Origin of the sequence: Zwartia panacis, from assembly GCF_030410395.1 — a bacterium.
GTDB lineage: Bacteria > Pseudomonadota > Gammaproteobacteria > Burkholderiales > Burkholderiaceae_B > Zwartia > Zwartia panacis.
On sequence record NZ_JAUHHF010000013.1, the window covers coordinates 58,298 to 70,253 of the forward strand.

Annotated in this window: 11 protein-coding genes; 4 read left to right on the forward strand and 7 right to left on the reverse strand. The window is 51.5% G+C overall.

The window, feature by feature from the left end; genetic code table 11:
• Positions 1-161 precede the first annotated feature (161 nt).
• Positions 162-1,097: a fumarylacetoacetate hydrolase family protein gene (locus QWY30_RS14165; protein WP_290242074.1), complete on the forward strand. Its 936-nt coding sequence runs from the start codon at positions 162-164 to the stop codon at positions 1,095-1,097.
• A 6-nt stretch (positions 1,098-1,103) separates the two neighbouring features.
• Here QWY30_RS14165 and QWY30_RS14170 read toward each other — a convergent pair whose 3' ends face one another.
• The 4 genes from QWY30_RS14170 to QWY30_RS14185 are packed head-to-tail and all read right to left on the reverse strand — an operon-like array spanning position 1,104 to position 5,607.
• Positions 1,104-2,591: an FAD-dependent oxidoreductase gene (locus QWY30_RS14170; protein WP_290242076.1), complete on the reverse strand. Its 1,488-nt coding sequence runs from the start codon at positions 2,589-2,591 to the stop codon at positions 1,104-1,106.
• 21 nt (positions 2,592-2,612) lie between these two features.
• Positions 2,613-3,584 (reverse strand): tripartite tricarboxylate transporter substrate binding protein, encoded by a 972-nt coding sequence (locus tag QWY30_RS14175; protein ID WP_290242078.1) that lies wholly within the window; start codon positions 3,582-3,584, stop codon positions 2,613-2,615.
• Positions 3,585-3,617: 33 nt separating this feature from the next.
• A complete protein-coding gene (locus tag QWY30_RS14180; RefSeq protein ID WP_290242079.1) occupies positions 3,618-5,132 on the reverse strand; it encodes a tripartite tricarboxylate transporter permease in 1,515 nt (504 codons plus the stop codon).
• A gap of 16 nt (positions 5,133-5,148) precedes the next feature.
• The gene (locus QWY30_RS14185) at positions 5,149-5,607 is read right to left on the reverse strand and encodes a tripartite tricarboxylate transporter TctB family protein (RefSeq protein ID WP_290242081.1); all 459 of its coding nucleotides are present in this window, start codon (positions 5,605-5,607) and stop codon (positions 5,149-5,151) included.
• 279 nt (positions 5,608-5,886) lie between these two features.
• Between QWY30_RS14185 and QWY30_RS14190 the strand changes: the two genes are divergently transcribed.
• Both QWY30_RS14190 and QWY30_RS14195 read left to right on the forward strand, forming a co-directional pair.
• Positions 5,887-6,864, forward strand: coding sequence for a hydroxymethylglutaryl-CoA lyase (locus QWY30_RS14190; RefSeq protein WP_290242083.1), 978 nt, complete (start codon positions 5,887-5,889; stop codon positions 6,862-6,864).
• A gap of 12 nt (positions 6,865-6,876) precedes the next feature.
• A complete protein-coding gene (locus QWY30_RS14195; RefSeq protein WP_290242085.1) occupies positions 6,877-8,238 on the forward strand; it encodes an MmgE/PrpD family protein in 1,362 nt (453 codons plus the stop codon).
• Between the two features lie 87 nt (positions 8,239-8,325).
• On the opposite strand, the gene QWY30_RS14200 is transcribed toward QWY30_RS14195, so the two are convergent.
• The gene (locus tag QWY30_RS14200) at positions 8,326-8,994 is read right to left on the reverse strand and encodes a dienelactone hydrolase family protein (RefSeq protein WP_290242086.1); all 669 of its coding nucleotides are present in this window, start codon (positions 8,992-8,994) and stop codon (positions 8,326-8,328) included.
• 95 nt (positions 8,995-9,089) lie between these two features.
• Here QWY30_RS14200 and QWY30_RS14205 point away from each other — a divergent pair, with 95 nt between their 5' ends.
• Entirely contained in the window at positions 9,090-9,803 is a 714-nt protein-coding gene (locus QWY30_RS14205; protein ID WP_290242089.1) for a type 2 periplasmic-binding domain-containing protein, read from the forward strand.
• Position 9,804: 1 nt separating this feature from the next.
• On the opposite strand, the gene QWY30_RS14210 is transcribed toward QWY30_RS14205, so the two are convergent.
• Together QWY30_RS14210 and QWY30_RS14215 are read right to left on the reverse strand one after the other, a co-directional pair.
• Positions 9,805-10,656: a TorF family putative porin gene (locus tag QWY30_RS14210; RefSeq protein WP_290242091.1), complete on the reverse strand. Its 852-nt coding sequence runs from the start codon at positions 10,654-10,656 to the stop codon at positions 9,805-9,807.
• A 290-nt stretch (positions 10,657-10,946) separates the two neighbouring features.
• Positions 10,947-11,945, reverse strand: coding sequence for a Bug family tripartite tricarboxylate transporter substrate binding protein (locus QWY30_RS14215; protein ID WP_290242092.1), 999 nt, complete (start codon positions 11,943-11,945; stop codon positions 10,947-10,949).
• Positions 11,946-11,956 lie beyond the last annotated feature (11 nt).

The following is an 11,956-nucleotide window of genomic DNA, read 5'->3' on the forward strand; positions in this document are numbered from 1 at the left end:
CGAATTTATCCTAGCATAAAGACCCGAACGAATCTAAACGTTTTTCGTGCAGTCGCGTAATCACGGGATATTCTCAAAATATGGACGTCTTGACGGGTTGGATCGGTGCTTCAATAGATGGATAAAGATGGATAAGGCTACACCCCACAGGAGACACGGACATGAAAATTCTTTTTTTCAATGATTTCAAACTTGGCATTTTGAAAGGCGACCATGTGGTTGATATTTCGCCGCTCGTGAGCGATATCCCGCACATCGGACCCCACGATTTGATCAACGGACTCATCGAGCGATTCGAGAACTATCGCTCCAAGATCGAACTGTTCGTAAAAAATCAAAATGGTGTTCCTGTCGATTCAGTGCGTATTCGACCGCCTCTACCCAAGCCTGGCCATATCGATTGCATGGCTGTCAATTACATGGAGGATGGAACGAGGTCTGCTCCCGCGCCGATTAACGCCTTTCAAAAAGCGCCGGGCAGTATCATCGGACATGGTGATACGATGGTTTTACCAGACGTACCCGCCACGATTTTCGAGGGTGAAGCCGAAGTGGCGCTTGTGATCGGCAAGCGTGCGAAAAACGTTACGGCCAAAGACGCCATGTCATATGTTTTTGGCTATGTGAATTTCGTCGATGGTTCTGCCCGTGGGCTTGGGCCCGAGGGTAATGTCTTTTTTCAGATGAAGTCCCGCGATACGTTCGCGCCCATTGGGCCTTATATTGTCACAGCGGATGAAATCCCGGATCCTCAAAAGCTCCAAATTCGCTTGTGGAACAACGGTCAATTGATGCAAAACTTCAATACCGACGATATGGCGCATAAGATTCCGCGCTGTATCGAGTGGGTCACATCGATTCATACGCTAGAGCCAGGAGATATCCTGGCAACCGGGACGAATCACCGAGGACTCAATCCATTCATGGATGGCGATCTGATTGAAATCGAGACCGAAGGTCTCGGCCGTTTGGCATTTAAAGTGCGCGATGATTTGAAACGTACTTGGGCACGACAGACTCGTTTGCAACGAGAGTTGGCTAAAGAGCCTGGCGTGCATACCCCTCAGTTGAGCGGAAAATATTCCGCTGCAAAATAATTGACCCTAACACCAAGCTTTGTCGGCAACTGCATTGCGCGCGGCAATTCGACCAAACGCAAAGCACTCACCGATGTTGCCGGTCCCTTGGTAAAGGTAGCTGAAAATCGAACCCAGTTCGCCGGCACTGTAGAGACGAGGAATCGGCGTGCCATCGGGACGCACAATTTGAGCTCGCGCGTTACGGCGTGGTCCACCTTGCGTATTGAGCATGGAGGGTGAGAGTTCGACTGCGTAAAAAGGACCTGAGCCAAAAGGCTGCAGCATCTTGTCGCGTGCAAAGTCATCATCGCGACCCTTTGCGCACAGTTCGTTCCAGCGGTTCACCGTTCCCTCTAGACTGCCCGCGGGCAAGTTGAGTTTTTGAGTGAGTTCGGCCAGTGTAGGGGCGGTCTTGATCCAGCCTTTTGCCAACTCGGCTTTGTTGTCCGGACTCCATCTGTAGCCGCTCATGATCTGCGTCCAACCATGGGTTGGTTTGCCGTCGTAGAGCGGACCGTCATTAAACATCGCCTGGTCAAAGATCATGTACATTGGACAGGGTGTGCGCATGGCATACCACTTGCCATTTTGCTCGACCTTTCCATGACGTGTTTTATATTTTTCGTCAGTAAAGCGTTTCCCGTCCGGACCCACGACGACCATGCCGCCTTTGGGTTCATGGGAAAAATGCAGGGCGATCATTGAAAAGGTTGTTGGATACTCCGGGACTTTAAGCGCCATCGAAGGACCCGCAAAGTTATTCATGTGCCAGAGATCTGCACCGAGTTCCATGGCCATGCGAATACCGTCGCCTTCGTTAAAAGGGCTGCCAGAGGTATAGCAATAGGGAATGCCGGTCAGGTAATTGCGAATCATTTCCTGGTTGTTTTCAAAGCCCCCGCACGTTAATACAACGCCCTTTTTAGCTTTGAAATTAAGCTTCTTGCCTCGATGGTTCCCAACCACACCCAAGACCTCTTGAGTAAGAGGATCTTGGATCAATTTTTGTCCAGGACATTCATAGCGAATGTCGATGGGGCGGGACTTGACCGCTTCGGCGAGCATCTCCCAAGTTTTTGAGTAACCCAGTATGTCGCCGTGGTGGAATTTGTGGACACAATCAGAACCAGGCAACTCTGGAAACTCAATCCCTGTTCCGTGCGTGCCGTGCTGATGCTCTTGAGGATCTCCGCCAATCGATTTAAGCCAATCGTTGTTCAGACACATCTCTTTGGCCCACACCTGGATCATATCGTCAGGAACGGTGTAGGGGCCGCAAAGCGCCTTGAGGTAAGTCGCGGCGCCCTCGGGTGTTGAGGTGTTGAGATAGCCTTGGGCAGCAACGCGCGTGTTGCCGCCTTCTTGTCCCTCGGGTGCTTTGTCGAGCATGATGACTGAAGCGCCAGCTTCGGCGGCCGTGATGGAGGTCGCAGCACCTGCACCACCAAATCCAACAACAACTAAATCGGCTTCTGCATCCCAGTGAATCGACTGGGTATTTCTTTGGGTCATTTTATTTTCCACAGTGATGAATTATTTCATTACGCCTGCATCTTTGAAGTACTTGGTATACCACTCAATTTCAGCAGGAAATTTCGATTGCACGGATTTACCATCCTCGTATGCATAATCGAGATTATATTTGTCTAGCAGCGCTTTGAATTCGGGCGTCTCTGATACGGTCTTAAAGGTTGCCGTAAGTTTGTCGGCAATGTCGCTTGGCAGACCTGCGGGCGCGACGACGATCATGCCGTTAGGAGGATTGGTGGGTGGGCACCCAATGTCTTTCATGACAGGAATGTCAGGACGTTTAGGATCGCGCGCGTCAACGTGAAAAGTCACCAGTTCCCTGAAGGCGCCTTGCTGCACCAGTGGAATATGAGATCCCGAACCAGCGATAAAGTCGACGTGCTTACCCAGTAAGGCGGTATTGGCGCTTGAGCCGCCTTTGGTGGGGACGTGTTTGAAAGTCAGTCCTTTGCAGCGGGCAAAAGACTCGACACCAATTTGTTGTTGAGTGTTCGGTCCGCTTGAAGCATAGGTCATGCCAGGGTTTTTCTTGGCATGGGCGACAAAGTCATCGACTGTTTTCCATGGAGAATCTGCTGGAACAACTAGTCCACCAATGTAGTAAGAGAACTGCATTAACACTTGAAAATCTTGCGGCTTATAAGCCAGCTTCATCAGCAAAGGGCGAACGGTAATGGAGCCTGTCGAGGTGACGAGCAAGGTGTAACCATCCGGCTTTTTGCTTGCCAGCAAACCGTTGGCGACCGTCGCGCCGCCACCGGCTTTATTCTCAACGGCGATTGGTACACCCAGGATTTTTTCGGCGCCCTGGGCGAGTGCGCGGGCTGTCAGGTCTGTTGTCGCGCCTGCTGCGAAAGCGACGTACATGGTGATGGGTTTGTCTGGATATTTGGCAAATGCCGTGCCGTGCAATAGTAATCCAGTGGCCAATGCTGCCGCGATTTTGCTGAGTCGAGAGATAGAATTCAGTTTCATTTTTTGGTGTCTCCTTTGATAGGGTCGTAACGCTCACGCATTGTCATCCGCAGTAGCAGCCAGTGCGCTGCGCTTTTGACGGATACTGGGTATGAGCGCTGTGATGAGTAGAACAAGCGAAACAAAAAGAAAACCCGCGGCGATTGGCCGAGTCAGAAAAATGCTCATGCTTCCACCTGAAATGATCAGCGATTGCCGCAGTGAGTCTTCAAGAATATTGGTCAGAACATAAGCCAGAATCAATGGTGCTGGCTCGTAGTCAAACTTTCTCATCAGGTAGCCGATGACGCCAAAAAAGAGCATCATGTACAGATCCATTTCACTGCCATTGATGACGTAAGCGCCAATCAATGCAATGAACAGAATCAATGGGAAAAGCACTGCATAGCGCACGCGCAGTAATTTGACCCAAAGGCCGATCAAAGGCAGATTCAGGACAAGCAGCATCACGTTGCCAACATACATGCTCGTGACTGTTCCCCAAAAAAGATCCGGATTCTTTTCGATCATCATCGGACCGGGTGAGATTCCGTGAATCATCAATGCGCCCAATAAAATACCCATGACCGCGTTGGCCGGTACGCCGAGGGTGAGCAACGGAATAAAGGCCGCTTGAGCCGCCGCGTTGTTGGCTGCTTCGGGACCGGCCACGCCGGCGATGGCGCCATGACCGAATTTTTCAGGTGTTTTGGAGACTCGTTTTTCGACACCATATGAAATAAAGGATGCGAGTACAGCACCGCCTCCTGGCAGAATTCCAAGAAAAAACCCAGCAATTGAACCGCGTGCAATGGGCATCGCGGATTCTTTCCAGTCTTGTCGGCTTGGCATCAGATTTTTCACCTGACTGACGACGACACCTTGCTTGATCTTTCTTTCAACGTTGAGCAAGATTTCCGAGATCCCGAACAAACCCATCGCAAGCGGTGCGATTCCGATGCCATCCAGTAAATCTGGAACGTCGAATGTGAAGCGCGGCATGCCTGTCATCGTATCCATGCCGACCATTCCTGCGAGAATACCCACGCCCGCCATCATCAGTGACTTCACCATTGATTTTTGAGCGAGATAGGTCAGGATCACCAAGCCCATGATCATCAGGGCAAAATACTCGGGGGGACCAAATTTCAGGGCGACCTTGGCCAGCGGCGGTGCCAGAAGCATCAAGCCGAGGATGCCGATCGTGCCTGCGATGAATGAACCGAATGCGGCGATGCCAAGAGCAGGACCTGCACGGCCCTGCAAAGCCATTTTGTGACCATCCAGCATCGTGACAACGGATGCCGCCTCCCCGGGAATGCCGACAAGGATGGAGGTGGTTGACCCTCCGTATTGGGCGCCATAATAAATACCTGACAGCATGATGATGGCTGTGACAGGAGAAATGCCGAACGTAATAGGGAGCAAGATGGACATGGCGCCCACAGGCCCTAGACCGGGCAGTACACCGATCAACGTGCCGATCAAAACGCCTAAAAAACAAAAAAACAGGTTGTGAGGTTGAAAGGCGACGGAAAGTCCAACGAGTAGGTTGTCTGCGATATCCATATGCGCGGTGCTTTCCTTAGAATCCGAAAATACCCGCGGGGAGCGAGATGTTCATCATGGTTTTAAACATGACATAAGTCGTAACAGTCGCGATCGTGGGCACTAATAGACACATCTTCCATTCCAAGCCTTCTAGCCATCTCATGATGATGACGAGCAGCACAAAGCTGCAGACGAAGAAACCGATCGTTTCGAAGGAGAAAATAAAAAGAAGGATGAGTCCTGTAATCGCAACGGCGCGCCACCACATCGCACCCTTCCAAAGATCGCTGATGCGCGTTTGCGCTGCAGGATCGCCTCTGAACGATTGCACAATCACAATGAGCGCCATCAGAGCGACAAAGCTACCAGCGACAAAAGTCAAAAAACCCGAGCCAGGTTCTTCCATGGTGCCCAGTCCCAAGCCCCAGCCGCCGTAAGTGGCCGCGCCACCAAAGAGCAACCAGAAAAAACCACCCACCCTTTCCGCGTTCATGGGTTTTGCTCCCGTGCAGGGAGGTGTAATTCCATTAAGTGGACCTGTATCTTGCATTGCATTGCTGTCTCCCTTCATTTTGTGTCGCTCAGGCATGGATTCCGCCAGGACGCACTTTGTTCTGCCGTCATCCTAGGTGGTGGCAGATACCTTGTCAACACGCTGATTACACGTAATGGAAGTGGCGTTGACACAAGATTCACGCTGGTATTACTCTGATTCCAAAGTGCATCGCACAGGCGCACAAGATGGCTTGCAGTTAAAAACACAGGAGCAGACATGTCAGACTTACCAAAGCGCGTACGTATTCTCGAGGAAGGTCCACGTGAGGGGATGCAGATCGAGAAAGGGCCGATTCCCACGTCGAGAAAAATTGAGCTGATCGACAGCTTGTCCGAGACAGGCCTCGAGCAGATACAGGTGACCTCGTTCGTGAGTCCGAAGGCCGTGCCACAGATGGCGGACGCCCCTGAAATCGTGGCTGGCTTCAAGCGCAAGCCGGGCGTTCGATACACCGCATTGTGGCTCAACGATAAAGGCTTGGAACGCGCGATTGCGACTGAAAAACTCGACATCCGTGGTTCGCTATCGCTCACAGCATCAGAAAAGTTTTTACTGCGAAATCAGAAACGCACTCTTGAGCAAAATTTAGAGGCGGTGCGTTCAATGATTGGTATGTTCAAGCACTACAACGTGCCGATTAACCGTGCCAGCATCATGGCGGTATTTGGTTGTAATTTTGAAGGCGATATTCCTGTATCTCGCATATTGGAAATGATTCAGACGTTTTACGATCTGTCTGCTGAGCATGACTTCAAGCTCGAGGTTTTGTCACTAGCTGACACGATGGCTTGGGCGACTCCCGGCTCGATTCGTAAAGTCGTGGGTGCGGTGCGCAACAAGTACCCAGATTTGCAGTTGTCTCTGCATTTACATGACACACGCGGTATGGGTATCGCGAATGCTTATGCTGGTATGGAAATGGGCGTGGCAATTTTTGACGCAGCAGTCGCCGGCCTGGGCGGATGTCCTTTCGCCTCGCACTCAGGTGCTTCGGGTAACGTTTGTACGGAGGATCTTGTCTTCATGTGTCATGAGATGGGCATCGAGACGGGTATCGATCTTGAAAAACTGATTGAGTCCGCGCTATTGGCTGAACAAGTTGTCGGTCATCCATTGCCAGGTTCGGTCATGAAAGGAGGTTCTCTTGACCGCTTGCGCCAGAAGGTAAAAGAATCGATGGCCGCTGGCGCATAAGGGAGTCGCGACATGACAAACATCACGCGTGACCTCGGTGAGTTCGCCGCCAGCCTGAGATATGACCAAATTCCCGCGGCCGCGCTGGATGTCATCCATACAGGTTTTGCCGACTGTGTGGGCGTCATGCTAGCTGGACGTGACGAGCCGCCGACACAGATCTTGACGCAAGTGCTTGCTCCGCCACCCGGTCCCGCGACGCTTGTATTCGGCTCCAGAACGGCGAGCGCCACAGACGCGGCATGGATTAATGGAGTGGCAGCCCACGCGCTCGATTTCGATGATGTCGCGATCAAAGGTCACCCAAGCACTGTGCTCGTGCCGGCAATTTTGGCTGAGGCGCAAGCGCTCGGTTCGACGGGCGAAGAGATGGTGGTCGCGTATGCCGTTGGCTACGAGGTCTGGGCGGAGCTCGCCCGACGTGATCCCGACCACTATCACACCAAAGGTTGGCACCCGACTGGCATCCTGGGCTCTATCGGTGCGGCTGCAGCGTGCGCTTCGTTGAACAAGCTCAACGCTGAACAGTGCGCGATGGCGATCTCATTAGGCGCTTCGCAGAGCGCGGGGATCATGGCCAACTTCGGCACGATGACTAAACCTTTTCATGCGGGTCGTTCTGCTCAATCAGGTGTCTTGGCGGCACGTCTAGCCAAGGCGGGTTTTACTTCATCACTGGATGCGCTCGAACATCCTCAAGGCTTCTTGTCCGCGGTATCACCCGAGATGCGGTTTGATGTGAGTTCGCCTGTCGAAGCCGGAAAAAAATGGAAGCTGACCGTCAGCAAGCTCTCTGTAAAGAAATATCCACTTTGCTTTTGCACGCATCGTGCACTCGATGGCATGCTCGATCTGGTCGCGGAGAAAAAATTCAAGCCAGAGGAGATTGAAAGCATCAGTGCCCGGACAAGTTTGCGTAACACCAAAGTGCTGCGTAATCACAATCCTCAAACTGGACTCGAAGCCAAGTTCAGTATGGAGTTTGCGATGGCTTCGTGTGTGGTGGCCGAGCGCGCGGGTTTGACAGAATTGGTCGATGATTTTGTCCAGCGCAAGGACATCCAGGATTTGATGAAAAAAGTGTCTGTCGAAGCTGATGAGACTGAACACCCCAATCTGCCTGGTTATTCTCCATTCGACCAGATCACAGTTAAGCTTAAAAATGGGCAGGTCATCAAAAGTCGCGAAGTGGTGGCAGTACGTGGCGGTCCAGATTTACCGCTTAGCCGTGAGCATTTATGGAGCAAGTTCGAGGACTGTGCCCGCGTGGGGAAAATTGAGTTTTCCGCACAGAGCCTGTTCGATGCGTTGATGTCCCTTGAAAAGGTCGCCAAGGTATCGGATTTGCCTGGTTTAGGTTCGGGGAAAAAATAATAAATAGGCTGGGATCAGTTTGCTGATCCAATTGAAAAGGGGATTGATTAATCAATCCCCTTTTTTTATCAAATCAGTATGCAGGCGTTAACCGACGTACTTTCTGATCATGCCAAGGGTACGCTCGCGCGCAAGTTTGGCGGCCTCGGCATTGTATGAACCGCGATGGTCGCAGTTAAATCCGTGATCGGCAGGATAGAAAAACGCCTGTTCGTTAGGATAGGCTGCAACCACTGCTTTGGCTTTTTCCATAGGGATGGATTGATCAGTTTCGCCGAAATGAAACATGACCGGGCAGAGGGGTTTCTCATTCAAGAAATTGGGGATGCCACCGCCGTAATAGGGCGCGGAACAGCTAAAGCCCGGAACGCGACTCGCGGCAAGCCAGGCGACCACGCCACCCCAGCAATAGCCAACGATCGCAGCTTTACCCGCAGATTTTCCAAACTCGAGGACCGCTGCGACATCCATCATCGCATGATCGAAGCTCATTTTTTTCATGACTTCGACGCCAGCCATAATTTCAGGCTGCGAGTAACCCGTGTCGTACTTGCGTTGCACGCGATCAAACAAGGCGGGTGCAACAGTCAGGTAACCATCGGCGGCATAGCCATCCGCAACGGATTGAATATGCTTGTTGATACCGAAGATCTCCGGTGCGATCACGACCAGACCTCGTGGTTGACCGGCAGGCTCTGCGACATACGCGTCAAAGGTGTGACCATCGGATGCCTTGAGCTGAATTGTCTTACCCATTTTTATCTCCTTTTTGAAAAGCTATGAAATTATATGCAATTAACTGCTAGTCTTCATGATTTGTTTGAGTCGAATTTCAGACTGGAGTATTGGGTATGTCAGACGATTTTGTAAAGGTATTGGCGCCGACTGGGCGTCTGAGGGTGGGCTTGTATCCAGGGAGTCCCGGTTCGTTGATGGTGGGTGACACGCCTGACAAGAATAGAGGCCTTGGATTTGAGCTTGGCCGTGCCTTTGCCCAATTTTTGGACGTGCCCTTCGAGCCAATTATTTTTGCGACAAATGGGGAAATATTGGCTCAGGCAAAAAATGATCAGCTCGATTTTGTTTTCGTGAACGCCACCCCTGTCAGGGCCGAGTATCTCGCATTGGCCGAACCCTTGCTGTTCACGGATCAAACCTACTTGGTTGGAGCGCATTGCCCAATTCAAACAATCACACAGATTGATGCAAAGGGTGTTCGAATTGGTGTGTCAGCGGGCAGCACTTCCGAAGCGACGCTTCCTAAACTCTTGTCAAAAGCAAGCATCGTTTCCACCCACAGCCTGGAAGAGGTCACTTGTTTATTGAAAGAGGGTGGTCTCGATGCATTTGCAACAAATAAAGCGATACTGTCCGAACTTGCGGATCAAATAGAGGGCGCGCGCATCCTTGATGGCGCCTGGGGTCGTGAAAGTATCGCAATCGGCATACCCAAAAGACGTGCTCAGGCTCTGCCCGTAGTCACGCGCTTTTGCGCTGTTGTCAAACAGAACGGTTTACTTGCAGACGCTGTGCGACGCGCGGGTATGCGAGGCGCACAGATCTGAATCAGAACGTTTTGGTGAGCGAAATCAAGAAGCCTCCTTTACCCAGGTTTTGAAGCTGTGGGTTCACGTAAGAGCCATCTTTTGCATTGGTGCCGACGTAAGCCATCGAGCCCGAAAAACCACTCCCGAAATCTTTTGTGATCCCAAGTTTCCAATCTGTGTACGAAAATAAACTGCTATTGGAGACCTCACCACCCACGAATTTTCCCGCTACGTATTGATAGCCAACGTGTGCATTGAGTGACAGTCCCCAAATTCCTGTGTCGTAATTCATGGTGAGATCTGTGTAATTCGAGCCTGCGCTATTGGCGGTCCCGAACAGGGTTGATGCAGCCCAAGAAAACTTCAAATATCCTGTGACAGAATCAAATGTAAAGTTCTGCGCAGCATAGAGTTCAGTTGTATTTGGGTTGGTCGCAAATGCAGACAGATTCGTGGTGGGATAGTAGTACTGCAAGATACCGACATCGGCGGTAAAACCTTTAGACCACTCGTATTTGTATCCGCCGTAAAAATCCATCTCGATGGGTGCTGAGGCACTGTTTCCTGCTGCGGACGCTGCGTCTGATATCCAGCTGATTGAAGAGTTCCAGTTACCGATATAAAAGCCGCTGGAATGGGCGTAGTCAAAACCTCCTTGAATGGCTGGCCGAAAGTTTGACTGGGAGATCCCGCGGTATCGATAATCGTTTGTCAGCGACAGATTGGCGCTGAAAGGACCGGGGGTCACGACTGCGGTGACGGGCTCGGCTGTCGCCGGTTGAGTTTGAGCGTAGGCGGTTGAAAGCACGCTTGTGATCGTTATCAATGATGCGACAACACTGATGTTGCTGAGTGTTCGTGAGTGACTCATGGTGCCCCCGTGTGTGGAAATCCAGTTGAGTACATACCCAAGCAATATGCATGCCAAGTCATCCATTTGCTCGCGGAACGAGTCAATGACTCGCGAGCTCATAGAAAAAATGAAGTATTTGATTTTCCGATGCGCCAAAGATGGGAGCCCGAGCGCGTCATTGTGGTGCGGGGGTAGTATCTGGCTGGCGAGTCAATCTATTTGCGTCATTTCAGTTATCCATGAAAAAGCGCTGCCAGATCTTGAAATCTGGCAGCGCTTGGCTTGCAATGTTTTCGTGTTGTGTGGACTCAGTCCGCAGTCATTTTCGCGCGAATAATCACGTCTTTCCACTTGGCTGTCTCGGACTTGATAAAGGCCGCGTATTGCTCAGGCGTGCTGCCTACGACTTCAGTCGCGGTATCGACAATGCGCTTGTTGACGTCCGGCATGGCCAGGACAGTCGCCACATCTTTTGAGACCTTGTCGATAATTGCCTTGGGTGTCCCAGCTGGTGCCATGAAACCAAACCAGGCAGTAATTTCAAAGTCTTTCACGCCACTTTCAATCATCGTGGGGATCTGAGGTTCTGCTGGTGAGCGCTTATCGCTGGTGATGGCTAATGGACGCAATTTTTGCGAGCGAATGTATGGCAGTAAAACAGGCGTGTTATGGATCAAAATCTCGATCTGTCCACCTAATCCGTCGGTGGTCATCTGCGCACTAGACTTGTAAGGAATACCAACGAGCTGAATATTTTCAACAAGGTTCAGCAATTCGCCAGTCAAGTGCTGTGTGGTCCCTGGGCCAGCAGTACCGTAACGCAGTTTGCCAGGATTTTTTCTGGCCAGTGCAATGAGTTCCTGGATGTTGTTTGCCGGTACTGAAGGATGGACGGTAATCCAGTTAGGCGTTTTAGTGGCAAGACTCACTGCGACCAGATCTTTGGCTGGGCTGTAAGGAAGCTTGCCAGGTCCCATCAGGCTTTCTGCAACTGCGATCGGACCGATCGTGTTGTAAAGAAATGTATAACCATCAGGAGCGGCTTTGGCGACACGGTCTGCGCCAATAATTCCGCCGGCGCCAACAACGTTTTCGACCACGACCGACTGTCCCCACATCTCGGAAAGTTTTTGGCTGATGAGGCGAATTTGACCGTCAGGCGCGCTGCCTGGAGGTGCGGGAACAATCATGCGCACTTGCTTTTCAGGCCATTTGGCTTGAGCGTGAGCGGCACCTGTTGCCACCAAACCGTAGCCAAGCAAGGCGGTGAGTGCGGCTGTCAAACCGCGTTTAAACGTGAATCTCATGGTGATCGTCT

Bases quoted from the DNA above. Each gene is read 5' to 3' on its own strand.
- QWY30_RS14165 (WP_290242074.1), top strand. From the start codon at position 162: ATGAAAATTCTTTTTTTCAATGATTTCAAACTTGGCATTTTGAAAGGC.
- QWY30_RS14170 (WP_290242076.1), bottom strand. From the start codon at position 2,591: ATGACCCAAAGAAATACCCAGTCGATTCACTGGGATGCAGAAGCCGAT.
- QWY30_RS14175 (WP_290242078.1), bottom strand. From the start codon at position 3,584: ATGAAACTGAATTCTATCTCTCGACTCAGCAAAATCGCGGCAGCATTG.
- QWY30_RS14180 (WP_290242079.1), bottom strand. From the start codon at position 5,132: ATGGATATCGCAGACAACCTACTCGTTGGACTTTCCGTCGCCTTTCAA.
- QWY30_RS14185 (WP_290242081.1), bottom strand. From the start codon at position 5,607: ATGAACGCGGAAAGGGTGGGTGGTTTTTTCTGGTTGCTCTTTGGTGGC.
- QWY30_RS14190 (WP_290242083.1), top strand. From the start codon at position 5,887: ATGTCAGACTTACCAAAGCGCGTACGTATTCTCGAGGAAGGTCCACGT.
- QWY30_RS14195 (WP_290242085.1), top strand. From the start codon at position 6,877: ATGACAAACATCACGCGTGACCTCGGTGAGTTCGCCGCCAGCCTGAGA.
- QWY30_RS14200 (WP_290242086.1), bottom strand. From the start codon at position 8,994: ATGGGTAAGACAATTCAGCTCAAGGCATCCGATGGTCACACCTTTGAC.
- QWY30_RS14205 (WP_290242089.1), top strand. From the start codon at position 9,090: ATGTCAGACGATTTTGTAAAGGTATTGGCGCCGACTGGGCGTCTGAGG.
- QWY30_RS14210 (WP_290242091.1), bottom strand. From the start codon at position 10,656: ATGAGTCACTCACGAACACTCAGCAACATCAGTGTTGTCGCATCATTG.
- QWY30_RS14215 (WP_290242092.1), bottom strand. From the start codon at position 11,945: ATGAGATTCACGTTTAAACGCGGTTTGACAGCCGCACTCACCGCCTTG.